Source organism: Streptomyces huiliensis, from assembly GCF_020037025.1.
Lineage (GTDB): Bacteria > Actinomycetota > Actinomycetes > Streptomycetales > Streptomycetaceae > Streptomyces > Streptomyces huiliensis.
In genome coordinates, this window is the sequence record NZ_JAIQLH010000023.1 from 63,286 (window position 1) to 87,990 (window position 24,705).

The window sequence follows — 24,705 nt, forward strand, 5'->3', positions numbered from 1 at the left end:
CGCGGTTTCAGGGGGTCCGGGGGCTCGCCCCCGGGAATCGGCGAAGGGGCGGGACTGGGGCAAAACTCACCGCACGGGATGCCCCGCATCCCGCAGCGCCCCCTTGACCTCCCCGATCCGCAGATCGCCGAAGTGAAAGACGGAAGCCGCAAGCACCGCATCGGCCCCCGCCGAAACCGCCGGCGCGAAATCGGCAAGCTTCCCGGCCCCACCACTCGCGATGACCGGCACGGAGACATGCCGCCGCACAGCGGCGATCATCTCCGTGTCGTACCCGTCCTTCGTCCCGTCCGCATCCATCGAGTTGAGCAGGATCTCCCCCGCCCCCAACTCCGCCGCCCGATGCGCCCACTCGACCGCGTCGAGCCCGGTCCCCCGCCGCCCCCCATGCGTGGTGACCTCGAAGGACCCGGACGAAGTCCGCCGAGCGTCGACCGACAGCACCAGCACCTGCCGCCCGAACCGCTCCGCGATCTCCCGCACGAGGTCCGGCCGCTCGATGGCCGCCGTGTTGACCCCGACCTTGTCCGCCCCGGCCCGCAGCAGCTTGTCGACGTCGTCGGCGGTCCGGACCCCCCCGCCCACGGTCAGCGGAATGAAAACCTGCTCGGCGGTCCGCCGGACCACGTCATAAGTCGTCTCGCGATTACCCGAGGAGGCCGTGATGTCGAGGAAGGTGAGCTCGTCGGCGCCCTCCTGCCCGTAGACGCGGGCCATCTCGACGGGGTCGCCCGCGTCGCGCAGGTTCTGGAAGTTGACCCCCTTGACGACGCGGCCGTTGTCCACGTCGAGGCAGGGGATGACTCGGACGGCGAGGGTCACGCCGATGCTCCTCTGAAAGCTTCTACTTCTACTTCGACCAGGACGCGCGAGTCGACGAAGCCGGACACGACGACCATGGTCGCGGCGGGCCGGACCCCGTCGAAGAGCTCCTTGTGGGCGCGGCCGACCGCGTCCACGTCCCGCGCGTGGGTCAGGTACATCCGGGTGCGCACAACGGACTCGGGGCCGAGGCCGAACTCCTCCAGCGCGGCGAGCGCGTTGGAGAAGGCGGCCCGGGCCTGCTCGTACGGGTCGCCCTCGCCGACGAGGACGCCGTCCACCAGCGGCATCGTGCCGGCGACGTGCACCCGGTCCCCGGCCGCCACGGCACGTGCGAAGCCGATCGTCGCTTCCCAGGGACTGTCTGTCTGCACGCGCTGCGGGGCCGGGGTCTCACTCATACGGACACTGCCTCCAGGGCCTCTTCCAAGGTGAACGCCTTCGCGTAGAGGGCCTTGCCCACGATCGCGCCTTCGACACCCTCCGGTACCAGACTGGCGATCGCCCGCAGGTCGTCAAGGGAGGAGACGCCGCCGGAGGCGACGACCGGCTTGTCGGTGGCCGCGCAGACGTTCTTGAGCAGCTCCAGGTTGGGCCCCTGGAGGGTGCCGTCCTTGGCGATATCGGTGACGACGTAGCGGGCGCAGCCCTCGGAGTCGAGGCGGGCGAGCGTCTCGTAGAGGTCGCCGCCGTCGCGGGTCCAGCCGCGGCCGCGCAGGGTGGTGCCGCGGACGTCGAGGCCGACGGCGATCCGGTCGCCGTGCTCGGCGATGACCTTGGCGACCCACTCGGGGGTCTCCAGGGCCGCCGTGCCGAGGTTGACGCGGGTGCAGCCGGTGGCGAGGGCGGCGGCCAGCGAGGCGTCGTCGCGGATGCCGCCGGACAGCTCGACCTTGATGTCCATGGCCCGGACGACCTCGGCGATCTGCGCCCGGTTGTCGCCGGTGCCGAAGGCGGCGTCCAGGTCGACGAGGTGGAGCCACTCGGCGCCGGCCTGCTGCCAGGCCCGCGCGGCGGCCAGCGGGTCGCCGTACGAGGTCTCGGATCCCGACTCGCCGTGGACCAGGCGTACGGCCTGGCCGTCGCGGACGTCGACGGCGGGGAGGAGTTCGAGCTTGGTCACAGGGTTCCGATCCAGTTGGTGAGGAGCTGGGATCCGGCGTCACCGGACTTCTCGGGGTGGAACTGGGTGGCCCACAGGGGCCCGTTCTCGACGGCGGCGACGAACGGCTCGCCGTGCTCGGCCCAGGTCACCAGGGGCGGCTTGATGGCCTCGTTGGTGACCACGAGGCTCCAGTCGCGGACGGCGTAGGAGTGCACGAAGTAGTAGCGGGTCTCCGCGTCGAGCCCGGCGAAGAGGGCGGAGCCCTCGGCGGGGGTGACGGTGTTCCACCCCATGTGCGGGACGACCGGGGCCTTGAGCGGCTCGACGGTGCCGGGCCACTCGTCCAGGCCGTCGGTCTCGACGCCGTGCTCGACGCCGCGGGCGAAGAGGACCTGCATGCCGACGCAGATGCCCATCACGGGCCGGCCGCCGGACAGCCGCCGGTCGACGATCCAGTCGCCGCGCGCGTCCCGCAGTCCCCGCATGCAGGCGGCGAACGCGCCGACGCCGGGGACGAGGAGGCCGTCGGCGTTCATGGCCCGGTCGAAGTCGCGGGTGATCTCGACGTCGGCGCCGACGTGCGCGAGGGCCCGCTCGGCCGACCGGACGTTGCCGAACCCGTAGTCGAAGACGACGACCTTCTTGCTCATGACCACAGGCTTTCGATCCGCATCACACCGGCGGTCAGGGCCATCGCGGCCCCGATGCCGAGCAGCACGATGACGCCCTTAGGCATCCCCTGCTTGGCGAAGGAGATGATCCCGCCGACGAGGAAGAGCCCGACCAGGATCAGGGCGGTGGAGAGGCCGTTCACAGCGCACCCTTCGTGGACGGGAGGATTCCGGCGGCGCGCGGGTCGCGCTCGCACGCGTACCGCAGCGCCCGCGCCAGCGCCTTGAACTGGCACTCCACGATGTGGTGCGCGTTGCGCCCGTACGGCACGTGGACGTGCAGCGCGATCTGCGCCTGGGCGACGAAGGACTCCAGTATGTGCCGGGTCATCGTCGTGTCGTAGGTGCCGATCATCGGCGCGATGTTCTCGGGCTCGGTGTGCACCAGGTACGGCCGGCCGGAGAGGTCGACGGTCACCTGGGCCAGCGACTCGTCCAGCGGGACCGTGCAGTTGCCGAAGCGGTAGATCCCCACCTTGTCGCCGAGCGCCTGCCGGAAGGCGGCGCCCAGCGCGAGGGCGGTGTCCTCGATGGTGTGGTGGGTGTCGATGTGCAGGTCGCCGTCGGTCTTGACGGTGAGGTCGAACAGCCCGTGCCGGCCAAGCTGGTCGAGCATGTGGTCGTAGAAGCCGACACCCGTCGACACGTCGACCTGCCCGGTCCCGTCGAGGTCTATCTCGACCAGGACGGACGTCTCCTTGGTGGTCCGCTCGACGCGACCCACGCGGTGGTTCATCGGTTCTCCTTCATGACGGCGCGCACCGCGTCCAGGAACGCGTCGTTCTCCTCGGGGGTGCCCGCGGTGACCCGCAGCCGGCCGGGCACGCCGTTGTCCCGGACCAGGACGCCCCGGTCGAGAATGGCCTGCCAGGCGGCGTGGGCGTCCTCGAACACCCCGAACTGGACGAAGTTCGCGTCGGACGCGGTGACCTCGCAGCCCATCGCCCGCAGCTCGGTGACCAGGCGGTCCCGTTCGGACTTCAGCCGCTCGACGTAGCCGAGCAGCGTGTCCGTGTACTCCAGCGCCGCGAGGGCGGTCGCCTGGGTGACGGACGACAGGTGGTACGGCAGCCGGACGAGCTGCACGGCGTCCACCACCGCCGGGTCGGCGGCGAGGTAGCCCAGCCGCAGCCCGGCCGCGCCGAACGCCTTGGACATCGTCCGCGAGACGACGAGGTGCGGCCGGCCCTCGATCAGCGGCAGCAGCGACGGGCGGTGGCTGAACTCGCCGTACGCCTCGTCGACCACGACCATCGACGGCTTGGCCGCCTGCGCCGCGTCGTACAGCCGCAGCACGGTCTCCGCGTCGACGGCGGTGCCGGTGGGGTTGTTGGGCGAGCAGACGAAGACGACGTCGGGACGCTGCTCGGCGATGGCCTCGACCGCCGCGTCCACGTCGATGGTGAAGTCGTCCCGGCGCGGCCCGGCGAGCCAGCCGGTGCCGGTGCCGCGGGAGATCAGGGCGTGCATCGAGTACGAGGGCTCGAAGCCCATCGCCGTGCGCCCGGGCCCCCCGAAGGTCTGCAGCAGCTGCTGGAGGACCTCGTTGGAGCCGTTGGCCGCCCACACGTTGGCGCACGCGACCTCGTGCCCGCCGGTGCGGGTGAGGTACGCGGCCAGGGCGGTGCGCAGCTCGACCGCGTCCCGGTCGGGGTAGCGGTTGAGGTGTCGGGCGGCCTCGGCGACGCGCTCGGCGATCCGGGCGACCAGGGCCTCGGGCAGCGGGTAGGGGTTCTCGTTGGTGTTCAGCCGGACGGGGACGTCGAGCTGCGGCGCGCCGTACGGGGTTTTGCCGCGCAGTTCGTCCCGGATGGGGAGTTCGTCGATGCCGGTCACGCGCTCTTACCAGGAACCTTCCATCCGAACCGCGCCTTGAGCGCCGCGCCGTGCGCCGGCAGGTCCTCGGCCTCCGCCAGCGTCACCACGTGGTGGGTGACGTCGGCGAGCGCGTCGCGGCTGTAGTCGACGACGTGGATGCCGCGCAGGAAGGACTGCACGGACAGGCCGGAGGAGTGGCAGGCGCAGCCGCCGGTGGGCAGGACGTGGTTGGAGCCGGCGCAGTAGTCGCCGAGGGAGACGGGCGCGTACGGGCCGACGAAGATCGCACCGGCGTTGCGGACCCGGGCGGCGACGGCGGAGGCGTCGGCGGTCTGGATCTCCAGGTGCTCGGCGGCGTAGGCGTCGACGACGGCGAGGCCCTGGTCGAGGTCGTCGACGAGGACGATGCCGGACTGCCGCCCGGCCAGCGCCTCGGTGATCCGCTCCACGTGCTTCGTCGCGGCGACCTGGGTCTTGAGCTCGGCCTCGACGGCCTCGGCGAGCGCCTCGGAGGGCGTGACGAGGACGGCGGCGGCCAGCGTGTCGTGCTCGGCCTGGCTGATCAGGTCGGCGGCGACGTGCGCCGCGTCGGCGGTGTCGTCGGCGAGGATCGCGATCTCGGTCGGGCCGGCCTCGGCGTCGATGCCGATGCGGCCCTTGAGCAGCCGCTTGGCGGCGGCGACCCAGATGTTGCCGGGGCCGGTGACCAGCTGCGCGGGGCGGCACTCGTCGGTGCCGTAGGCGAACATGGCGATCGCCTGGGCGCCGCCGGCCGCGTACACCTCGTCGACGCCGAGCAGGGCGCAGGCGGCGAGGATGGTGGGGTGCGGGAGCCCGCCGAAGTCCTTCTGCGGCGGGGACGACACGGCCAGCGAGGCGACCCCGGCCTCCTGCGCGGGCACGACGTTCATCACGACGGACGACGGGTAGACGGCGTTGCCGCCCGGCACGTACAGGCCGACGCGCTCGACGGGCACCCAGCGCTCGGTGACCGTGCCGCCGGGGACGACGGTGACGGTCTTGTCGGTGCGGCGCTGCTCGCGGTGGACGAGGCGGGCGCGGCGGATGGACTCCTCCAGGGCGGCGCGGACCGCCGGGTCCAGCTCCGCCAGGGCGCGCCCGATCGCCTCGGGCGCGACGCGCACCCGGTCGATGGTGACGCCGTCGAACTTCTCCGCGTAGTCGATCAGTGCCGCCGTTCCCCGATGATGCACGTCCTCGCAGATGGGCCGCACCTTCTCCAGGGCGGCCTCGACGTCGAGTTCGGCTCGGGGCAGCAGGTCGCAGTCGATGACGCCGTCGGTGACGGCTCCGCCGCGCAGATCGATTCGGGAGATCACATGGCCAATTGTCTCAGACCCGTCCCACCGCACGGCTCTCCGTACCACCCAGTGATACGCCGGCCGGGAATGGATCTTCACTCCGCCGCACGCACCACGGGACGTCCTTGACGGGCGCCCGTCAAAGTCCTCGCACGCTGCGTGTTCAAGGGGTCACCCACCGGGAATCGAGCCAGTACGCACGTCCGGCGCCACGGGAGTCACAGACGTCCGGCGCCGCCCGAGCGTTCGAGAGGAGGGGAACCGTGACCGCGTCGCCCGACGGAGATCCGCCCCCCGGCCTGGAGCTCACCCCCGCCGAACTGGGCATGTGGCAGGCCTTCCGCTCCGGCACCACCCACGACCTGCGCACCCCGCACCCCGAGTGGAACGACCCCGACGGCCCGTACACCTGGGGCCCCGAGCGCAGCGTACGGGCCCGGGTGATCGCGCTGCTGCTGCTCGACGGCCCGCCCGCGTTACCCGGCCGGGTGCCGGCCCTCAAGCTCAACGGCGTGCAGGTCACCGGCCTGCTGGACCTCTCCGGCGGCACGGTGGTCCCCTACGTCGAGCTCCGGAACTGCCGCTTCGAACAGCAGCTCCTGCTGCCGGAGAGCCGCTTCACCACCCTGCGCCTGGTCGGCTGCGCCCTCCCCCGGCTGGAGGCCGCCCGGCTGAGCACCGAGGGCGACCTGCACCTGCCGCGCTGCGTCGTCCGGCGCGGGATCCGGCTGACCGACGCCCGGGTCGGCACCGACCTGCTGCTCAACCAGGCCGTGGTCCGCCGCGACCGGCGCGGGGTGTGCATCGCCGCCGACGGCCTCACCGTCGGCCAGGACCTCCAGGCCGAGCTGGCCCGCGCGTACGGGGAGCTGAGCCTGCGCGGCGCGAAGATAGGCGCCTCGCTCAGCCTGCGCGGCACGACCCTGAGCAACCCCTTCGGGCGGCGGGCGCTCAACGCCCCGCAGCTCACCGTCGAGCGGACCGTCTACCTCACGCCCGCCGCCGAGGAGGGCCCGGTGGTGGCGGGCGCCACGCCCCCGTACGGGATCTCCCCGACCGGCCCGGCGTACGGGGCGCGGCTGCGGAACTTCAGCTGCGAGGGCGGGATGCGACTGGACGACGGGCGGTTCGGGGACGCGCTGGACCTGAGCGGGGCGCGGCTGGTGCTCTCCGACGGCCAGGAGGTGTCGCTGCGCCGGATCCAGACGCCGGAGCTGCGCTTCCTCGGGCAGCGGCCGGAGCACGGGCGGGTGGTGCTGTCCGGCGGGCGGGTGGTCAACCTCGTCGACCGGTGGGAGAGCTGGCCCGGGCCCGGCGGGCTGGTCATGGCCGGGTTCTCGTACGAGACGCTGATACCGCACGGCTCGTTCCCGCTGGCCCGGCGGCTGGAGTGGGTGGCGGCGGCGACGCCGGAGTACGCCCCCGAGCCGTACGAGTGTCTGGCCGCGTCGCTGCGGGACAGCGGCGAGGACACCGACGCCCGGGCGGTACTGCTGGCCAAGCAGCGCCGCCGCCGCGAGACGCTGCCGGTGGCCGGGAAGGCGTGGGGGTACCTCCAGGACTGGACGGTGGCCTACGGCTACCGCCCCGGCCGTGCGGCGCTGTGGATGGCCGTGCTCTGGGCGCTCGGCACCCTCTGGTTCGCCCGCCACCCGCTCCCCCCGGTGAAACCCCAGGAGGGGTCGCCCACCTGGAACGCCGCGCTCTACACCCTCGACCTGCTGCTGCCCGTCGTCGACCTGGGGCAGGGCGCGGTGTGGAAGACCACCGGGGCCGGGCAGTGGCTGGCGGCGGCGCTGGTGCTGGTCGGCTGGGTGCTGGCGACGACGGTCGCGGCGGGCGCGTCGCGGCTGCTGCGACGGCAGTGACGAAGGTCCGGAGACGCGACGGAGGGGAGCGCTCCCGCCCCCGCAGGGCCTAGGCTTACCGGCTGTGACCACCGCGCGCCTCCCGATCTTCCCCCTCAACTCGGTGCTGTTCCCGGGCCTCGTCCTGCCGCTGAACGTCTTCGAGCAGCGGTACCGCGCGATGATGCGGCACCTCGCGGAGCTGCCCGAGGACGCCCCCCGCCGGTTCGGCGTCGTGGCCATCCGCGACGGCTTCGAGGTGGCGCACAGCGCCCCCGGCCTGCCGGCCGAGACCCGGCCGGAACCGGGCCCGGCGACGGGCTTCGGCCCGGACCCGCTGGCCGCGTTCCACGCCGTCGGCTGCGTCGCGGAGGCCGCAACCCTGCGGGAGCGCCCGGACGGCACGTACGAGGTCCTGGCCACCGGGACGACCCGGTTCCGGCTGCTGTCGGTGGACGCCTCCGGCCCGTTCCTCACCGGCGAGACCGAGGAGCTGGAGGAACGTCCCGGCGAGGGCGCCGGAGCGCTCGCCTCCGGGGTGCTGCGGGCGTTCCGCGCCTACCAGAAGCGGCTGGCGGGAGCCAGCGAGCGGACCCTGGCCGGCCGGCAGGACATCCCCGAGGAGCCGTCCGTGCTGTCGTACCTGGTCGCCTCGGCCGCCATGCTCGACGTCCCCGCCAAGCAGCGGCTCCTCCAGGCGCCCGACACGGCCTCCCGGCTGGCGGAGGAGCTGAAGCTGCTGCGCGCAGAGACCGCCTTGATCGGTAAGCTCCCCTCGCTGCCCGCGGTGGACTTCACCCGGCAGCCGACGAGTCCCAACTGAGCGGAGGCGAAGGCGAGTTGGCGAAGAAAGCCGCGGGGACGTCAGGCGGCACCCCCGCCGTGGTCGCCCTGGAGAAGGCGGGCGTCCCGTTCTCCCTGCACGCCTACACCCACGACCCGGCATCCGCGTCCTACGGCGAGGAGGCCGCCGACGCCCTGGGCGTGGACCCCGCCCGCGTCTTCAAGACCCTGGTGGCGGACGTCGACGGCACCCTGACCGTGGCCGTCGTGCCCGTCAGCGGCTCCCTGGACCTGAAGGCCCTCGCGGCGGCGGTGGGCGGCAAGCGCGCCGCGATGGCGGATCCGGCGGCGGCGGAGCGGACGACAGGGTACGTGCGGGGTGGCATCTCCCCGCTGGGCCAGCGGAAGCGGCTGCCTACGGCGGTCGACGCGTCTGCTTTGACGTACTCCACGATCCACGTGTCGGCGGGGCGCCGGGGGCTGGAGGTGGAGCTGGAGCCGGGGGCTCTGGTGGAGCTGACGGGGGCGAAGGTCGCGGAGATCGCGCGGGCGTGAGGGTGGTGTGCCCCGGTCCCGCCCCTTCGCCGTTTCCTGGGGGGCAAGCCCCCAGACCCCCTTGTCCTCAAACGCCGGACGGGCTGAATGATCAGCCCGTCCGGCGTTTGAGGACAGCGCGCGCAGCGCGCTTCGGGGGTGCGGGGGCGCAGCCCCCGCAAGAAACGGTGAAAGGGCGGGACTGGGGCCTAGACGCCGGCGGCACGCCGCGCTACGACAGGAGCGCGACGCGTCACCCGACCGCCCACGAAAGGGCCCACATGTCCAAGCGCACCCGCAAGCGCAAGTGGCGTCTCAAGAAGAACCGAGCCAACCACGGCCGCCGCCCGGCGTAAAGCTCAACGAGAACCGGCGCCCGCCTCCCACGGCGGGCCCGGCTCCGGGTCCCGCGGCCCGAACGCCGCGGTGAGCGCCAGATGGACGGCCATCGCCGCGATCGGAAAAGCGAGCAGCATCCCCTTCGCCCCCAACCGCAACGGCGCGTCGAAGACGACCCCCTTGCCGACGGCCCGCGCATGGGCGGCCACGTCGGAGGCCGGCCCGAGCCAGACGCCCAGCCGCCAGGCGATCACGGAGGCCAGCAGGGCGCCCGCCGCCAGAGCGGCGACGACGGCGATGCCGCCGGCCCGCCGGAAGAGGAAGACCACAGCCGCGGCGACCACGCCGAAGCCCAGGCCCAGCAGGGCGAACGTGCCGTCCGCTCCGATCGCCTGCTCGCCCTCCGAGTTCTTCAGGAACACCGCCCGCCCGTCCGAGACCAGCGGGACGTGCGGCGCCAGCCACACCCACAGCAGCCCGAACAGCACCCCGGAGACCGTCACGGCCGCCGCCACGACACCCGCGGCGGGCAGCTCGGAGCGCACCGCGCCGAGGAGGGCGGCCCGGCCGCCGCGGCTCTCGTACGAGGGGGAGGGGCTGGACGAAGGCTGGTCGTCGGGGGTCAGTGGTGCGGTCACCCCGCCATCGTGCCAGGTCGAGGACGCGCCGTCGGCGGCAGTACGGGAGGTACGGCGCGTCACCGCACTGCCGCCCGGCGGTAGGCCCAGGTGGCGACGGCCAGCGAGACCACGCCGACGCCCGCGCAGACGCCGAGGTCGGCGGCGACCCGCAGCCAGTCGGGGTGCGTGTCGAAGCTGCGGGCGAACGCCTCCACGCCGTACGTGGACGGGAGCAGGTCGCGCGCGAGGGCGATGGGCGCGGGCATGTGGGAGGCGGGCAGGACGCCGAGCAGCAGCGCCGCCGACATGCCGAGCTGTCCCAGGAGCGTCGCCAGCTCCTGCCGCGGAGCGAGCAGCCCGAGGGCGGCGCCCAGCCCGGCCAGCGCGGCCCCGGCCAGCGGGATGACCCCCGCCAGCACCCACAGGTGGGCCAGCGGCAGCTTGAACAGCACGCTCCCGACGATGGCGGTGACGGCCGTCCCGGGCACGGTGAACGAGGCGTACGCACCCGCCGCGCCCAGCACCACCGCGGCCGGCGGCACCGGCAGCGTCGCGTAGTGGTCGAGCCCCCCGCTCGCCCGCAACTGCCCGAAATACTGCGCCAGCAGATTCAACGCGACGAACGCGACGACCAGCACACTGGACCCGGCCACGACGGCCCGCGCCTCGTCGCCACCGTCCACGACACCGCGCATCAGGATCATGATGCCGACGGACTGGAACGTCGCGACGAACAGCAGCGGGATCCGCGCCACCCGGGCGCGGGAGAGCTGCGCCCGGTAGACGGCCGACAGCGCGGGCAGCAGCCGCGCGCGCGGCGCCAGCGGCGCGGGCTCCCCGCCCACGGGCCGGGGCCGGACCGCGCCCCGCTCCCGTACCTTCCCGGACACCGCTTCTGCGGACACAGCACTCACGCGGAACGACTCCTGTTCGGTACGGGCGGGGGTACGGCGGCGGACGTCCTGCGAGCCCTCATCCCTTCACCAGCCCCTCCGCACGGCCGCCCAGCGCGAGGTACACGTCCTCCAGGCTGGGCGTGGCGAGCGTGAAGTCGTCGAGCGCGGCGAAGGCGGGCCCGCCGGTGACGGCGGCCACGGCCGCGCGCGCCTCGGCGTGGCCGAGCCGCAGCGACCAGCGGCGGCCCGTCTCGGCGGCGATGTCGCGGAGCGCCGCGACCTCGGGGACGTCGAGCGGCGGCGCGTCGCGCCAGACGAGGTCGAGCCGCACCTCGTCCGCGACAAGCTCCTTGAGTCCGGCCGGGGTGTCGCAGGCGATGATGCGCCCGCGCTCCAGCACGGCGACCCGGTCGAGGACGGTCTCGGCCTCGATGACGTTGTGGGTGACGAGCAGGACGGTCGCGCCGCGCTCGGCGCGCCGCCGGTCGACGGCGGCCCAGACGGCGCGCCGGGCGACCGGGTCCATGCCCGTGGTCGGCTCGTCCAGGACGAGCAGCGGGCGGTCGCCGACCAGGGTGGCGGCGAAACAGGCGAGGCGGCGCTGGCCGCCGGAGAGTTTCTTCAGCGGCCGGCCCGCGAGGGCCGTCAGTCCGAGTTCGTCGAGCACGGCGTCCCGCTCGGCGCGCGCCTCCCGCAGCCCCAGCCCGCGCAGCCGCCCGGTCGTCTCGGCGGCCAGCGCCACCGTCAGCTCGTCCAGCGCGCTCGACTGCTGCCCGAGGTAGCCGACGAGCCGCGCCGCGCGGTCCGGGTACCGGACGAGGTCGTGCCCCAGCAGCTCGACGCTGCCCGCGTCGGGGCGGAGGAGGCCGGTGAGCTGGCGAACGAGGGTGGTCTTGCCGGCGCCGTTGGGGCCGAGGAGTCCGAAGATCTCGCCTCGGTGGACGTCGAGGTCGATGCGGTCGCTGGCGCGGATCTCCTGGTCGGCCGGTCTTCCGCGCCGACCGCGTGCGGCGGCGTACGTCTTGACCAGACCGCGCACGGAGCACACCACCGGCTCTCCGGCGTGCCCTGCCGCCTGCTTCACGCCCATCCTCACGAGCTATGAGGGTACGCGTACGGCGGGCGACGGCTGCGACGGGGGTACGGGGGTGTTGCCCCGGCCCCTCCCCCAGAGGGGGCACCCCCATTCTCCGTTTCTCGCAGGGGCTCAAACGCCGGACGGGCTGATTCAGCCCGTCCGGCGTTTGAGGACAGCGCGCGCAGCGCGCTTCAAGGGGGTCTGGGGGCTTGGCCCCCAGGAATCGGCGAAGGGGCGGGACCGGGGCACCCTCAATCCCCCGCAGGCGCGTGCTCCGCCGCCGTCCGCGCATCGATCTCGCGCCAGAACCCGGCGCGAATCGCATACCGGTCCCGCTCATCGATCTGGTCATCTTTGTGCGCAAGCAACCCGAACCGCGCCGCATACCGCAGCAACTCCCCGTCGATCCGATGCGGAATCCGCGGATACTCCGTCGACAGATGCTGCAGGTGCACGGAATCGGTGATCCGCTCGGTCCACCGCCGGGCGAACACCTGCCCCACCTCGAAAGGATCACCCCCCACCGTGGTGATGTCCTCCTCCCGGTCCGCCCACCGCTGCTCCGCACTGGTGAGCTGGGCGAGCGTCGGCAGGGCGGCGATCTCGGGCGGCTCGCCGGAGCCGTTGCCGGGCCCCCGGTCGACCAGGCCCCGGTCGGAGGACCAGCGCAACGTCGCGTTCGGATGGCCGAGAGCGGGCGCCGCGGCCACGGCCGGCCCGGCGGCGGGCCCCTTGCCGAGGACGGCGAGGTCCTTGGGGGTGGGCACGGTCCGGGTCCCCGACGCGTCCCCCCGCTCGGTGGCGACAGCGGAAGCGGCGGGCGCCGCCGCGGGCCGCACCCCGTTCCGTACGGGCTCGCGCCGCTCGGCGGGGGCCGCCTGCGAACCCACCCGCTCCCCCGCCCCGCCGCTCTCGGGCAGCGGCGCGGAGAGGATCGCCGCGATCTCGGGCTCGGCGGTGGGTGCGGGCGCGCAGGGGCCGGTGAGCTCGCGGGCGCGGACGGCGCGGGTGATCCAGGTGCGGTCGAGGACGCGGCGTTCGTCGGCCTCGGCGACGAGGTCCTCGGACTGGTTGTAGTCGCCGTCGGCGGCCTGGACGGCCCAGAGGTGGACGGCGACGCCGTGTTCCTTGGCGGACATCAGGCCGGGGAGCAGGTCGCCGTCGCCGGTGACCAGGACGATGTCGGAGCAGGCCCGGTTGCGGGCGAGTTCGGTGAGCTCGGCGTGCATGGCCGCGTCGACGCCCTTCTGGGCCCAGCGTCCGTCGGTGCGGGTGAGGGCGCCGAGCCGGACGGTGACCCGGGGCATCACGCGCAGCCGGCGGTGCTCGGGCTGGGGCACCCGGTCGGGGGCGCCGTCGAACCAGTAGATCCGCAGCAGGGGGCGTTGGGTGTCGTCCTCGGCGCGTTCGCGCAGGCCCTGGATGAGGGTGGTGTGGTCGACGGTGATGCGGGACCGGGCGGGCTCCCCGGCCAGCAGGCTGGCGGCGGCGCCCAGCAGGTACCCGGCGTCCACCAGGACGACGCAGCGGTCCACGGTGCACCTTCTCTCCGTATGTCCAGCATGTCCGGCATGTCGGTGATGCGGTCGCCCCCGGCACGGCAGTGCCCCGGATGTCACATGGCTTTCCCAGGAGTCTGCCCGACCGCACGGGGGTTATCAGTCCGAACTGGATCATCGGCGTGGCGGATACGGGGTGCGGCCGAGAAGTATCGCTGTCACACATGGTTATGGACCGAAATGCGGGTTTCGTCGGCACATGCCAGGGTGTTGTGCGGAGACACCCGGGGGGCATCCGGAGTGGAGGCGAGACAACGGCCATGGCCAAGAACAAGAAGCAGGACCGGAGTCAGCAGAAGGCGACGCAGGCCGAGCGCGGCCAGCAGCAGGCACAGAAATCGGCCATGGAGGCCCAGTCGACACGGGTGACGCCGGCGGACGTCGCCCACAAGAGCCGGCAGAAGCGCTTCGGCCACAACTGACCGACGCACGACCGGCGCACGGCCAACGCACGGTCGACGCGCGACCGGCGTACGACTGACGCACGACCGATGCATGACCGGCGCCTCGACCGGCGCCTCGATGCGCGCGAGGGCGCGCCCGCGGATCGCGGGCGCGCCCTCCGTCACGTAGAGCCCTCAGCCCGCCAGGCAGGACGGCCCGAGCAGCTGCTTCAGGTCGCCGAACAGGGCGGGGTCGGGGTTGACCCGGTGCCGGTCCAGCCGCAGCACGGTCGTCTTGCGCGCGCCCTGGAGCTTGATGCGCACCTCGGTGGAGCCCCGGTGGTGGGTGAGCACCTGGCCGAGCCGCTCGACCAGCGGCGGGGTGACCTTCACCGTCGGAATGGAGATGATCACCGGCGCGTTGGTGCCCGCGTTGGACAGGTCGGGGACCATCAGCTCCATCGCGACCAGCCGGGGGATGTCCTCCCGCTTGTCGAGCCGGCCCTTGACGAAGACGACGGCGTCCTCGACGAGCTGCGTGGACACCAGCTGGTAGGTGGCCGGGAAGAACATGCAGTCGATGGAGCCGGCCAGGTCCTCGACGGTGGCGATGGCCCAGGCGTTGCCCTGCTTGGTCATCTTCCGCTGGAGGCCGGAGATGATGCCGCCGATGGTGACGATCGCGCCGTCGGAGTAGTCACCGCCGGTGAGCTGGCTGATCCCGGCGTCGGCCTTGTCGTTGAGGACGTGCTCGATGCCGAAGAGCGGGTGGTCGGAGACGTAGAGGCCGAGCATCTCGCGCTCCTGCGCGAGGAGGTACGACTTCTCCCACTCGACGTCGGAGAACTCGACGTCCAGCCCGAAGCCGGGCTCGCTGCTGTCCTCCTCGCCCATGCCGCCGAAGAGGTCGAACTGCCCCTCGGCCTCCTTGCGCTTGACCGCCACCACATTGTCGATCATCGGCTCGTAGTGCGCGGTGAGGCCCTTGCGAGTGTGCCCCATCTCGTCGAAGGCGCCGGCCTTGATCAGCGATTCGACGGTGCGCTTGTTGCAGACGACCGCCTCGACCTTGTCCAGGAAGTCGGGGAACGAGGAGTACTTCCCCTTGGACTTGCGGCAGCGGATGATCGAGTCGACGACGTTGGCGCCGACGTTCCGGACGGCGGTGAGGCCGAAGAGGATCACGTCGTCACCCTGGGCGGCGAAGTTGGCCTCGGACTCGTTGACGTTCGGCGGGAGCACCTTGATGCCCATGCGGCGGCACTCGTTGAGGTACGTCGCGGACTTGTCCTTGTCGTCCTTGACGGAGGTGAGCAGCGCCGCCATGTACTCGGCCGGGTGGTTGGCCTTGAGGTAGGCGGTCCAGTAGGAGACCAGGCCGTACGCGGCGGAGTGCGCCTTGTTGAACGCGTAGCCGGCGAACGGGACCAGCACGTCCCAGAGCGCCTGGATGGCCTCGTCGGAGTAGCCCTTCTCCCGCGCGCCCTTCTGGAAGAGGACGAAGTTCTTCGCCAGCTCCTCGGGCTTCTTCTTGCCCATGACGCGGCGGAGGATGTCGGCCTCGCCGAGCGAGTACCCGGCGATGATCTGGGCGGCCTTCTGCACCTGCTCCTGGTAGACGATCAGGCCGTAGGTGACGGCCAGGACCTCCTGGAGCGGCTCCTCCAGCTCCGGGTGGATCGGCGTGATCTCCTGCTGGCCGTTCTTCCGGAGCGCGTAGTTGGTGTGCGAGTTCATGCCCATCGGGCCCGGCCGGTACAGGGCGGACACGGCGGAGATGTCTTCGAAGTTGTCGGGCTTCATCAGCCGCAGCAGGGACCGCATGGGCCCGCCGTCGAACTGGAAGACGCCGAGGGTGTCGCCGCGCTGGAGCAGCTCGAAGGTCGTGGGGTCGTCGAGCGGGAGGCTCAGGAGATCGATGTCGATCCCCTTGTTGGCCTTCACCATCTTGACGGCGTCGTCCATGATCGTGAGGTTGCGCAGGCCCAGGAAGTCCATCTTCAGCAGGCCGAGCGACTCACAGCTCGGGTAGTCCCACTGGGTGATGGTGACGCCGTCGGAGTGCCGCACCCAGACCGGGACGTGGTCGGTGATCGTCTCGCTGGACATGATCACGCCGGCCGCGTGCACACCCATCTGCCGGACCAGGCCCTCGACGCCCATCGCGGTGTCGATGACCTTCTTGACGTCCGGCTCGTTCTCGTACATCGCCCGGACCTCGCCCGCCTCGCTGTAGCGGGGGTGGTTCGGGTCGGTGATGCCGGAGAGCGGGATGCCCTTGCCGAGGACGTCGGCGGGCATCGCCTTGGTGATGCGGTCGCCCATGGCGTACGGGTAGCCGAGGACGCGGGCCGAGTCCTTGATCGCGTTCTTGGCCTTGATGGTGCCGTAGGTGCCGATCATGGCGACCTTGTCGGCGCCGTACTTCTCGGTGACGTACCGGATCACCTCGGCGCGCCGGCGCTCGTCGAAGTCGATGTCGACGTCGGGCATCGAGATGCGCTCGGGGTTGAGGAACCGCTCGAAGATCAGGCCGTGCGGGATGGGGTCGAGGTCGGTGATGCCGAGGGCGTAGGCGACGATCGAGCCGGCCGCGGAGCCTCGGCCGGGGCCGACGGCGATGCCCTGCTTCTTGGCCCACATGATGAAGTCGGCGACCACGAGGAAGTAGCCCGGGAAGCCCATCGAGATGATGGTGTCCATCTCGTACTCGACCTGCTTCATGCGGTCGTCGGGGATGCCGCCCGGGAAACGGCGGTGCATGCCCCGCATGGTCTCCTCACGGAACCAGGTGACCTCGGTGTAGCCCTCGGGGATGTCGAACTTGGGCATGAGGTTCTTGGCCGTGAACATGCCGTCGACGTTGATCTGCTCGGCGACCAGGCGGGTGTTGGCGCAGCCCTCCTGCCAGGCGTCCGAGGAGTCGATGGCGTACATCTCCTCCGTGGACTTCAGGTAGTAGCCCGAGCCGTCGAACCGGAAGCGGTCCGGGTCGGAGAGGTTCTTGCCGGTCTGGATGCAGAGCAGGGCGTCGTGGGCCGTGGCCTCGTGCGCGTACGTGTAGTGGGAGTCGTTGGTGACCAGCGGGGGGATGCCGAGCTTCTTGCCGATCTCCAGCAGGCCGTCGCGGACGCGGCGCTCGATCTCGATCCCGTGGTCCATCAGCTCCAGGAAGTACCGGCCCTCGCCGAAGATGTCCTTGTAGTCCGAGGCCGCCTTGATCGCCTCGTCGAACTGGCCGAGGCGGAGCCGGGTCTGCACCTCGCCGGACGGGCAGCCGGTGGAGGCGATCAGGCCCTCGGACCACTGGGAGATGGTCTCCTTGTCCATCCGGGGCCACTTGGTCAGCCAGCCCTCGGCGTAGGCGTCGGAGGACAGCCGGAAGAGGTTGTGCAGGCCGGTGACGTCGGCCGCCCAGATCGTCTTGTGGGTGTAACCACCGGAACCGGAGACGTCGTCCCGCTTCTGGTGCGGCTGGCCCCACTGGATGCGCCGCTTGTTCCGCCGGGACTCGGGCGCGACGTACGCCTCGATGCCGATGATCGGGGTGATCTCGGCCTTCTTCGCCTGGTGGAAGAAGTCGTAGGCGCCGTGCAGGTTGCCGTGGTCGGACATGGCGATGTGGGTCATGCCCATGTCCTTGCAGGCGGCGAACATGTCCTTCAGCCGCGCGGCACCGTCCAGCAGCGAGTACTGGGTGTGGACGTGCAGGTGCGTGAAGGGCGGCTTGCTCACGGTGGAGGACCTCCGGCGGGGCGGGTGGGGGGAACGGGGACTCGGCAGTCTTGAAGGTTACCGGCCCGCCCCGGCGTCACGGGCGGCCCCGGGGGCCACCCACGGCACGGGTGACGCTTCGCACGAACATTCGAGTACCACCAGCATGAATCGCTGTTTAGGCGGCGCTTACCGCAGAACGTGCCAGACTCGCTATATGGACATATCGGCGGCACCGTCGCGGGCCCTGCGGGCGGCCCTGTTCACGGCGCTGTGCGTGCTGCTGTCCACCTCCTCCCACGTCCTGCTGTCCGGCCGGCAGCTCCCCGTGACCGCCGTGGCCGCGGTGGCGGCGGGCGTCTGTGCCGCGGCCTGGGCGCTGTACGGCCGCGAGCGCGGGTACGGGCACACCGCCGCCCTCCTCGTCCCCCTGGAACTGGCCGCCTCCGCCGCCTTCACCACCGGCCAGCACACCTGCTACGACGCCACCGGCCGGCCGCTGCCCGGCGCCCTCACCCTGATCTGCGGCGGGGGCGGGGTGGGCGGCCCGCTCGCCGGAACCGCCGGCTCCGGCCCCTGGCTGGTGCTCGCCGGGCACCTCGCGGCCGGGCTGCTGGCCGCCGCCTGGCTCACCCGGGGCGAGGCGGCGTTCGGCCGGCTGGTACGCGCCGCCGGAGCCGCCGCCTTCCGCCCGCTGCGCCTGGCCGCGACCCGCTGTGCTCCGCCCGCCCGGGCGGGCGCCGCCCCCGCGCGACCCGCCGCGCCCGTACGCCTCCCCGGCGCGCGCCCCCTGCTCCTCCACTCGGTCATCCGCCGTGGCCCCCCGGTACCGGTCCTCCCCACCTGACCGGAAACCCCTTCAGCCACACCACGGAGAAGCGACACCATGAGCAAGCGCAATAACTGGGAGAACAAGCAGTCCGCCCGCGAGCGGCTGCGCGCCGAGCGCGAGCGGCAGGCGAAGAAGGAGCGGACCCGCCGCCAGCTCCTCGTCGGCGGCGCGACCGTCGGCGTCCTGGCCGTCGCGGCCGGCATCGTCGTGGCCGTGACGCAGCTCGGCGGCGACGGCAAGGACTCCGCGTGGGAGGCCGCCGCCAAGAAGACCCTCGTCAAGCCGGCCAACACCGCGGGCGACAAGGGCACCGAGATCGTCGTCGGCGACAAGAACGCCAAGCACACCCTGGAGGTCTTCCAGGACATGCGCTGCCCGGTCTGCTCGGTCTTCGAGCAGAACGTCGGCGACACCATCGACAAGGACATGAAGGCCGGCACGTTCAAGGTCTCGTACAGCATCGGCACCTTCATCGACCGCGGCGCGGGCGGCACCGGCAGCAAGAACGCGCTCAGCGCCGTCGGCGCGGCCCTCGACGTGAGCCCCGAGGCGTTCTCGGCCTACAACAAGGCCCTCTACTCCAAGGCCAACCACCCCGCGGAGAACAAGGACGCCTTCGCCAACGACGACACCCTGCTGAAGATCGCCCAGCAGGTCCCGGCCCTCAAGGGCAACGCGAAGTTCGAGAAGAACGTCAAGGAGGGCACCTTCGACAAGTGGGCCCTTGAGGTCTCCGACGTCTTCGACGGCCACAAGGACGTGACCGGAACGCCGACCCTCAAGCTGGACGGCGAGAAGCTGACGGTGGACACTCCTCAGGGCAAGGGCGTCCCCATGACCGCGGACCAGTTCCGCCAGGCGGTCGACGCGCGGCTGAAGCAGGGCTGACGAAGCGGGGCTCCCCCCGCGGGAGCCCTGCCGGAAGTTGCCGAATCTTGACACGACTTTCACGGCGTGTCGTGGCACACTTCCGGCTTATGGAGGGGACGGGAGTTCGGCTGCGCGCGCTGCGTGCCGCGCTGTTCACCGCCGTGTGCGTCACCCTGTCGGCCGCCTCCCACGTCCTCCTCTCCCGGATGCCGCTGCCGGTCCCCACGGTCGCCGCCCTGTCGGCGGCCTTCTTCGCGCTCGCCTACGCCCTGGCGGGCCGCGAGCGGGGTTACTGGCACATAGCCGCCCTCCTCGTCCCCCTGGAACTGGCCGCCGACACCGTCTTCACCACCGGCCAGCACGCCTGCTACGGCGCGGCAGGCGGCCCGGTCGCGGGCCCGCTCCGCTCCATGGGCATCGACCTCGTCTGCCGAGGCGGCGAGGTCGGCACCCCCCTGGCCCACCTCACGGCAGGCCAGAGCCCACCACCGGAGGCCCTGGACTCGGCACTGCCGTGGCTGCTGCTGGCCTGCCACCTCGCCGTGGGCCTGCTGGCCGCGGCCTGGCTGCGCCGCGGCGAGGTGGCCGTGGCCCGGCTGCTGGGCGCGGCGGCCGCGGCCGCCTTCCGTCCCCTGCTGCTGGTGGCCGCCGCGCTCGGCGCCGCCCCGCGGCCCCGAGCCCGCGGCCTCCAGCCCACCCGGGACACCCTCCCGGCCCCGGCGCTGCCCCTGCTCGTCCACTCCGTCGTACGGCGCGGACCGCCCCGCTCCCCGGCTCTCGCCTGAGCATCGCGGTCCCCATCCCCGTACTTTCACGGAGCAGACATCATGAGCAACCGGAACAACGCCCAGAACAAGCAGGCCGCCCGCGAGCGGCTGCGCGCCGAGCGCGAGCGCCAGGCAAAGAAGGACAAGACCAAGCGCCAACTCGTCGTCGCGGGCTCCCTCGTCGTCGTCCTGGCCATCGCCGGCGGCGTCGGGTTCGCCGTCAGCAAGATGAACGACAGCGAGGACGGCCAGTGGAAGGCCGCCGCCGAGAAGACGCTCGTCAAGCCGGCCAACACGTCGGGTGAGGACGGCACCGAGATCCTCATCGGCGACAAGAACGCCAAGGAGACCCTGACGGTCTACGAGGACCCGCGCTGCCCGATCTGCGCCCAGTTCGAGCAGAACTCCGGGAAGAAGCTGCGCCAGGACGTCAAGGACGGCCGCTACAAGGTGCGCTTCGTTCTGGCCAACTTCCTCGACAACGCCCCGGCGATCAAGGGCACCGGTTCGAAGAACGCGGTGAGCGCCTTGGGCGCCGCCCTCAACGTGGGCCAGGACGCCTTCTTCGAGTACAAGGAGGCCCTGTACTCCGAGGCCAACCACCCCGAGGAGACGGACGACGCGTTCTCCGACGACAAGAAGCTCCTCGACATCGCCCAGCAGGTCCCCGCACTCAAGGGCAACAAGAAGTTCGAGAACAGCGTCAAGGACCACACCTTCGACCGCTGGGCCCTGGAGATCGGCAAGGTCATAGGCAAGGACGGCATCGAGGGCACCCCGGCCCTGGTCCACAACAAGAAGCAGCTGCACGTGCCCGGCAGCAAGATGCCCCCGCTGCAGGAAGAGCAGTTCACCGCGCTGATCGACGAGGAATTCGGGAAGAAGAAGTAAACCACTCGTGGGTGGGCGCATGACGTCCACCCACGCCATAGACATACTTGGGCTCCTTCATCGGCGCATCGACGCTAATTACCGCTCCCCCCAGGAGCCGGACCAAGTAAGCGACAACACGTTACGGGCGCGCACGACTCGAGCAGTCAGGCCTGCCCACAACGCAGAGGGCCCCAATACCTCCACAAGAACGACAAATGCTGCGCCGCCCCGAGGGTGACGCAGCATTTGGTCAAAAATTAGCGGCCGCAGTACTTCAAGATGGTCTGGCGGTGTCCCTTATTTATCACGAGCCACTGCGCGTGCTTCTCACCGTCCACGTAAACCCACTTTTCCCAGGAGTAGAAAACCCCATCCCGCCCCACCTCGCTCCGACCAGTGCACCACCCATAGGTCGGAGCAGCACTTGCGTTAGGCGCCAGCGCCACTCCGACGCCCAGGGCAAGCAGGGATGCACATACGCCGCTTGCCATTCGACGCCCCAGCGATGATTTCACAACAGCCCTCACTTTCGAACGAATTTCATAACGGCGTACACACTAGCGAACGACCGGAACTCCAACCATACAATTCCAGCCAAAATGCGACTGAAGCAAAGGCTTGAAATAACTACGGCATTTGACCTGCGTTGAGGCGCTGCAGCACCGCCGACGCCACTTGAGCCGAATGACAGCCGGCCACCTACGGGACGCACAACAGGCCACACCGGCCGGAATACATAAGCAGATCATTCGGGCATTCACACATCTTTGTCGGCGTAGCAGGCACTCGCCCTAACAGCACCGGCGCCTGACTGTGGTGACCACGAGTGCTGTTAACACTTGTAGGTCTTGATCACGGCGAAGCCCTCCGGCGTGGTGGAGGTGTCGCATCTTCGACGCGCGGAGGTCTTCGCGCCGCACCGTGATGCCCGGCTGATCGTTCGGGTAGGCGGCTGCCGATCGAGCGTGGCTGCTAGGCCGTCCCATCGCGCATGTCGCAGCCGAATGGGAGTCTCACGGGCCACCGCCATAAGTGGCTGCGCCACTGGCGGACAGAGAAACAACGGCCTGCATGACCGGTCCAGCCGGTCTCGCGCAACGCCGCACCAGACTTCGGCAGCGATGGAAGAACAGGTCTGCCGTCTGCGGCAAGGACGCAAGCTTGGCCCGGCCCGCCCCACCACTGGCTATGACTACAGCCGCCTTGCCTACAGCGAAGTACTCCCAGACGAGTAAGCCGCCACCTGCGGGCCTCCCTCCAACGAGCCGCAGCCTTGTTCGCCGCCTTCGGCATCATGCGCACCAATCGCGTCCTGACCGACGACGCCTGGGCCTTACTCCCAGGAGCTTCACCTATAGCGGCAAGCGCTTGCCAATCTGGGCGCGACCGGCAAGCTCACACGCGTCTACCGGCCGCAGACCAACGGCAAATCGAACGTTTCTACCGCGCCCAGCTTGATGAGTGGGCCTGCTGCCCTACGCCAGCAGCGACGAACAGACCACCGCTCTGGCAGACTTCCCGCACACCTACAACCGCCACCACCGCCACACCGCACTCGGCGGCCCCCACCCATCGCCGCGTGAACAACGCTTCAGGTCAATAACCCAGCCGCCGCGCCCACGGTCCGGTGAACTCCGGTCAACCCGGCCCACTTGACCGTCGGTTGCATCCGGGGCATGGCACCGCATCCACACGATCGGCCTCAGGGGCACCGCGGCGGGCAGCAGTGCGGTACGGAAGCGGGCATAAGCAAGAATCTCCGAGGAGTCGTTCACGTCGCTTGGGACTGAAGATGAGCAAGCCCTTCTATGAGGCGCCGTTGAGCAGTCCCCCCTGAACGTAGGACGTGGGACGTGGGAACTCTTGGCTGTTCTCTGCCCGTTGGCACCGCATTGCCGTTGCGCCGGCCGCCGCAGGTGACCACGGTAACCGGTGCGGAACGCGGCGCGAAGGAGAAGTAGCTGGGCAAGAACGAACGGATGAAACTCTGGTATGGGCCGGCGCCCATATGTGCGAACGGCGATAAAGTATGCGCCTGTGAACCCACGTCCCCCGATATCCCGCCGTGCAGCCGTGACCGGCGCCGCGGCCACCGCCGCGCTGCTGCCCCTCGCCGTCGCCCCGTCCGCCGGGGCGGCCACCGCCGTCCGTGCCGCGGCTCGTGCCGAGACGGCGGCGGCCCCCGCCTTCCTGCACGGTGTCGCCTCCGGCGACCCGCTGCCCGACGGCATCCTGCTGTGGACCCGGGTGACCCCGGTCCCGGAGGCCGTGCCCGGTTCCGGGATCGGGCCGGACGTGCAGGTGAGCTGGCAGGTCGCCGAGGACGCCGGGTTCAGCCGGGTCGTCGCTTCCGGTACGGTCACCGCGTCCGCCGCCGGCGACCACACGGTCAAGGCCGACGTCCGCGGACTGCGGCCCGGCGCCGACCACTTCTACCGGTTCACGGTCACCGGCGGCTCGGGGGAGATCCACTCCCCCACCGGCCGGACGCGCACGGCCCCCGCCCCCGATGCCCGGACGGACGGTCTCCGCTTCGGCGTGGTCTCCTGCGCCAACTACGAGTCGGGCCACTTCTCGGCCTACCGCCACCTCGCCGCGCGCCGCGACCTGGACGCGGTGCTGCACCTCGGCGACTACCTCTACGAGTACGCGTCGGGCGTCTACCCGACGGCCAAGTACGTCGTCCGGCCGCACGAGCCCAGACACGAGATCGTCACGCTCGCCGACTACCGCACCCGGCACGGGCGTTACAAGACCGACCCCGACCTCCAGGCGCTGCACGCGGCGCTGCCCGTCGTCGCCATCTGGGACGACCACGAGTTCGCCGACAACGCCTGGTCCGGCGGGGCCGGCAACCACACGCCGGGCGCCGAGGGCGCCTGGGCGGACCGCGTCGCCGCGGCGAAGAAGGCGTACTTCGAGTGGATGCCGGTACGCCCGTCCGTCGAGGGCACCACCTACCGCAGGCTGCGCTTCGGCCGCCTCGCCGACCTGCACCTGCTGGACCTGCGCTCGTTCCGCTCGGAGCAGGTCAAGGCGGGCAGCGGCGCGGTGGACGACCCCTCCCGCACCCTCACCGGCCGCGCCCAGCTCGACTGGCTGAAGGACGGCCTGGCCGCCTCCGACACCACCTGGCGGCTCGTCGGCAACCCGGTGATGATGTCCCCGCTCGCCTTCGGCGCCATGCCGGCCCACCTCCTCAAGCCGCTCGCCAAGCTGCTCGGCCTGCCCGAGGAGGGCATCGCCGCCAACACCGACCAGTGGGACGGCTACACCCACGACCGCCGCGAGCTCCTCGGCCACCTCACCGGCCGCGGCATCGGCAACACCGTCTTCCTCACCGGCGACATCCACATGGCCTGGGCCAACGACGTCCCGGAGAAGGCCGCCACGTACCCGGTCTCCCGCTCGGTCGCCACCGAGTTCGTCGTCACCTCGGTCACCGCCGACAACCTCGACGACACCCTCCACGTCCTCCCGCACACCCTCTCGCTCCCGGCCGTCGCCGCCATCAAGGCCGCCAACCGGCACGTCAAGTGGGTCGACATGGACTCCCACGGCTACGGCGTCCTCGACATCACCGCCGACCACGCGCAGATGGACTACTACGTCCTCTCCGACAAGCGGGATCCGAAGGCGACGTCGAAGTGGGCGCGGTCGTACCGGACGGCGACGGGCAGCCAGCGGGTGGAGCGGGTGAAGGCGCCGGTGCGCTGAGCGCTGACGCGGTGGGGTGCCCCGGTCCCGCGCCCCTTCGCCGTTTCCTGGGGGCTGCGCCCCAGACCCCCCTTGTCCTCAAACGCCGGACAGGCTGAATCAGCCCGTCCGGCGTTTGAGGACAGCGCCCGCAGGGCGCTTCGGGGGTGCGGGGG

23 protein-coding genes and 1 pseudogene are annotated in these 24,705 nt (G+C 71.4%); 11 read left to right on the forward strand and 13 right to left on the reverse strand.

Annotated features, from left to right (window positions below; all coding sequences use genetic code 11):
• Positions 1-66: 66 nt before the first annotated feature.
• Genes hisF through hisD form a run of 8 tightly spaced genes read right to left on the reverse strand, consistent with a single transcriptional unit; the run spans position 67 to position 5,756 of the window.
• Positions 67-822 carry an imidazole glycerol phosphate synthase subunit HisF gene (gene hisF, locus JNW98_RS05750; protein WP_223766971.1) on the reverse strand — a complete coding sequence of 252 codons (756 nt, stop codon included), beginning with the start codon at positions 820-822 and terminating at the stop codon, positions 67-69.
• Positions 819-1,223: a RidA family protein gene (locus JNW98_RS05755; RefSeq protein ID WP_223766972.1), complete on the reverse strand. Its 405-nt coding sequence runs from the start codon at positions 1,221-1,223 to the stop codon at positions 819-821. The genes hisF and JNW98_RS05755 overlap by 4 nt, the downstream gene beginning before the upstream one ends.
• Positions 1,220-1,945 carry a bifunctional 1-(5-phosphoribosyl)-5-((5-phosphoribosylamino)methylideneamino)imidazole-4-carboxamide isomerase/phosphoribosylanthranilate isomerase PriA gene (gene priA, locus JNW98_RS05760; RefSeq protein ID WP_223766973.1) on the reverse strand — a complete coding sequence of 242 codons (726 nt, stop codon included), beginning with the start codon at positions 1,943-1,945 and terminating at the stop codon, positions 1,220-1,222. Before priA ends, JNW98_RS05755 begins: the two co-directional genes overlap by 4 nt.
• Positions 1,942-2,577: an imidazole glycerol phosphate synthase subunit HisH gene (gene hisH / locus JNW98_RS05765; protein WP_223766974.1), complete on the reverse strand. Its 636-nt coding sequence runs from the start codon at positions 2,575-2,577 to the stop codon at positions 1,942-1,944. The genes priA and hisH overlap by 4 nt, the downstream gene beginning before the upstream one ends.
• Positions 2,574-2,741 (reverse strand): CG2302 family histidine operon protein, encoded by a 168-nt coding sequence (locus tag JNW98_RS05770; protein ID WP_223766975.1) that lies wholly within the window; start codon positions 2,739-2,741, stop codon positions 2,574-2,576. Before JNW98_RS05770 ends, hisH begins: the two co-directional genes overlap by 4 nt.
• A complete protein-coding gene (gene hisB / locus JNW98_RS05775; protein ID WP_004955323.1) occupies positions 2,738-3,334 on the reverse strand; it encodes an imidazoleglycerol-phosphate dehydratase HisB in 597 nt (198 codons plus the stop codon). Before hisB ends, JNW98_RS05770 begins: the two co-directional genes overlap by 4 nt.
• On the reverse strand, positions 3,331-4,434 hold the full coding sequence (locus JNW98_RS05780; protein ID WP_223766976.1) for a histidinol-phosphate transaminase: 1,104 nt from the start codon (positions 4,432-4,434) through the stop codon (positions 3,331-3,333). The genes hisB and JNW98_RS05780 overlap by 4 nt, the downstream gene beginning before the upstream one ends.
• Entirely contained in the window at positions 4,431-5,756 is a 1,326-nt protein-coding gene (gene hisD, locus JNW98_RS05785) for a histidinol dehydrogenase (RefSeq protein WP_223766977.1), read from the reverse strand. Before hisD ends, JNW98_RS05780 begins: the two co-directional genes overlap by 4 nt.
• Before the next feature lie 245 nt (positions 5,757-6,001).
• Between hisD and JNW98_RS05790 the strand changes: the two genes are divergently transcribed.
• From JNW98_RS05790 to JNW98_RS37045, 4 genes are all read left to right on the forward strand, one after another.
• A complete protein-coding gene (locus JNW98_RS05790; protein ID WP_223766978.1) occupies positions 6,002-7,606 on the forward strand; it encodes an oxidoreductase in 1,605 nt (534 codons plus the stop codon).
• A 64-nt stretch (positions 7,607-7,670) separates the two neighbouring features.
• Entirely contained in the window at positions 7,671-8,408 is a 738-nt protein-coding gene (locus JNW98_RS05795; RefSeq protein ID WP_223766979.1) for an LON peptidase substrate-binding domain-containing protein, read from the forward strand.
• A gap of 17 nt (positions 8,409-8,425) precedes the next feature.
• Positions 8,426-8,923 (forward strand): Cys-tRNA(Pro) deacylase, encoded by a 498-nt coding sequence (gene ybaK / locus JNW98_RS05800; RefSeq protein ID WP_223766980.1) that lies wholly within the window; start codon positions 8,426-8,428, stop codon positions 8,921-8,923.
• 260 nt (positions 8,924-9,183) lie between these two features.
• Complete coding sequence (locus JNW98_RS37045) at positions 9,184-9,258, forward strand: 50S ribosomal protein bL37 (protein ID WP_420895160.1); 75 nt, start codon at positions 9,184-9,186, stop codon at positions 9,256-9,258.
• A 3-nt stretch (positions 9,259-9,261) separates the two neighbouring features.
• Here the strand turns inward: JNW98_RS37045 and JNW98_RS05805 are convergent, their stop codons facing one another.
• From JNW98_RS05805 to JNW98_RS05820, 4 genes are all read right to left on the reverse strand, one after another.
• On the reverse strand, positions 9,262-9,879 hold the full coding sequence (locus tag JNW98_RS05805; protein WP_223766981.1) for an ABC transporter permease: 618 nt from the start codon (positions 9,877-9,879) through the stop codon (positions 9,262-9,264).
• Positions 9,880-9,938: 59 nt separating this feature from the next.
• Positions 9,939-10,775 (reverse strand): ABC transporter permease, encoded by an 837-nt coding sequence (locus JNW98_RS05810; protein WP_223766982.1) that lies wholly within the window; start codon positions 10,773-10,775, stop codon positions 9,939-9,941.
• A 58-nt stretch (positions 10,776-10,833) separates the two neighbouring features.
• The gene (locus JNW98_RS05815; RefSeq protein ID WP_223766997.1) at positions 10,834-11,805 is read right to left on the reverse strand and encodes an ABC transporter ATP-binding protein; all 972 of its coding nucleotides are present in this window, start codon (positions 11,803-11,805) and stop codon (positions 10,834-10,836) included.
• Between the two features lie 281 nt (positions 11,806-12,086).
• Positions 12,087-13,370: an NYN domain-containing protein gene (locus tag JNW98_RS05820; protein WP_223766983.1), complete on the reverse strand. Its 1,284-nt coding sequence runs from the start codon at positions 13,368-13,370 to the stop codon at positions 12,087-12,089.
• A 284-nt stretch (positions 13,371-13,654) separates the two neighbouring features.
• Between JNW98_RS05820 and JNW98_RS05825 the strand changes: the two genes are divergently transcribed.
• Positions 13,655-13,816 carry a hypothetical protein gene (locus JNW98_RS05825; protein WP_223766984.1) on the forward strand — a complete coding sequence of 54 codons (162 nt, stop codon included), beginning with the start codon at positions 13,655-13,657 and terminating at the stop codon, positions 13,814-13,816.
• A 156-nt stretch (positions 13,817-13,972) separates the two neighbouring features.
• On the opposite strand, the gene dnaE is transcribed toward JNW98_RS05825, so the two are convergent.
• Positions 13,973-17,512 carry a DNA polymerase III subunit alpha gene (gene dnaE / locus JNW98_RS05830; protein WP_223766985.1) on the reverse strand — a complete coding sequence of 1,180 codons (3,540 nt, stop codon included), beginning with the start codon at positions 17,510-17,512 and terminating at the stop codon, positions 13,973-13,975.
• Positions 17,513-17,708: 196 nt separating this feature from the next.
• On the opposite strand from dnaE, the gene JNW98_RS05835 reads away from it, so the two are divergent.
• The 6 genes and pseudogenes from JNW98_RS05835 (at position 17,709) to JNW98_RS05860 (ending at position 24,550) form a co-directional block, all read left to right on the forward strand.
• Complete coding sequence (locus JNW98_RS05835) at positions 17,709-18,338, forward strand: hypothetical protein (protein ID WP_223766986.1); 630 nt, start codon at positions 17,709-17,711, stop codon at positions 18,336-18,338.
• A 39-nt stretch (positions 18,339-18,377) separates the two neighbouring features.
• Positions 18,378-19,211: a thioredoxin domain-containing protein gene (locus tag JNW98_RS05840; RefSeq protein WP_223766987.1), complete on the forward strand. Its 834-nt coding sequence runs from the start codon at positions 18,378-18,380 to the stop codon at positions 19,209-19,211.
• Positions 19,212-19,300: 89 nt separating this feature from the next.
• On the forward strand, positions 19,301-19,978 hold the full coding sequence (locus JNW98_RS05845) for a hypothetical protein (protein ID WP_223766988.1): 678 nt from the start codon (positions 19,301-19,303) through the stop codon (positions 19,976-19,978).
• Between the two features lie 42 nt (positions 19,979-20,020).
• Entirely contained in the window at positions 20,021-20,851 is an 831-nt protein-coding gene (locus JNW98_RS05850) for a thioredoxin domain-containing protein (protein WP_223766989.1), read from the forward strand.
• 863 nt (positions 20,852-21,714) lie between these two features.
• A pseudogene (locus JNW98_RS05855) lies at positions 21,715-22,436 on the forward strand (integrase core domain-containing protein).
• A 389-nt stretch (positions 22,437-22,825) separates the two neighbouring features.
• The gene (locus JNW98_RS05860; protein WP_263420450.1) at positions 22,826-24,550 is read left to right on the forward strand and encodes an alkaline phosphatase D family protein; all 1,725 of its coding nucleotides are present in this window, start codon (positions 22,826-22,828) and stop codon (positions 24,548-24,550) included.
• Positions 24,551-24,705: the final 155 nt, after the last annotated feature.

Bases quoted from the DNA above. Each gene is read 5' to 3' on its own strand.
- JNW98_RS05755 (WP_223766972.1), bottom strand. From the start codon at position 1,223: ATGAGTGAGACCCCGGCCCCGCAGCGCGTGCAGACAGACAGTCCCTGG.
- hisH (WP_223766974.1), bottom strand. From the start codon at position 2,577: ATGAGCAAGAAGGTCGTCGTCTTCGACTACGGGTTCGGCAACGTCCGG.
- hisB (WP_004955323.1), bottom strand. From the start codon at position 3,334: ATGAACCACCGCGTGGGTCGCGTCGAGCGGACCACCAAGGAGACGTCC.
- JNW98_RS05825 (WP_223766984.1), top strand. From the start codon at position 13,655: ATGGCCAAGAACAAGAAGCAGGACCGGAGTCAGCAGAAGGCGACGCAG.
- JNW98_RS05835 (WP_223766986.1), top strand. From the start codon at position 17,709: ATGGACATATCGGCGGCACCGTCGCGGGCCCTGCGGGCGGCCCTGTTC.
- JNW98_RS05840 (WP_223766987.1), top strand. From the start codon at position 18,378: ATGAGCAAGCGCAATAACTGGGAGAACAAGCAGTCCGCCCGCGAGCGG.
- JNW98_RS05845 (WP_223766988.1), top strand. From the start codon at position 19,301: ATGGAGGGGACGGGAGTTCGGCTGCGCGCGCTGCGTGCCGCGCTGTTC.
- JNW98_RS05850 (WP_223766989.1), top strand. From the start codon at position 20,021: ATGAGCAACCGGAACAACGCCCAGAACAAGCAGGCCGCCCGCGAGCGG.
- JNW98_RS05860 (WP_263420450.1), top strand. From the start codon at position 22,826: ATGGGCCGGCGCCCATATGTGCGAACGGCGATAAAGTATGCGCCTGTG.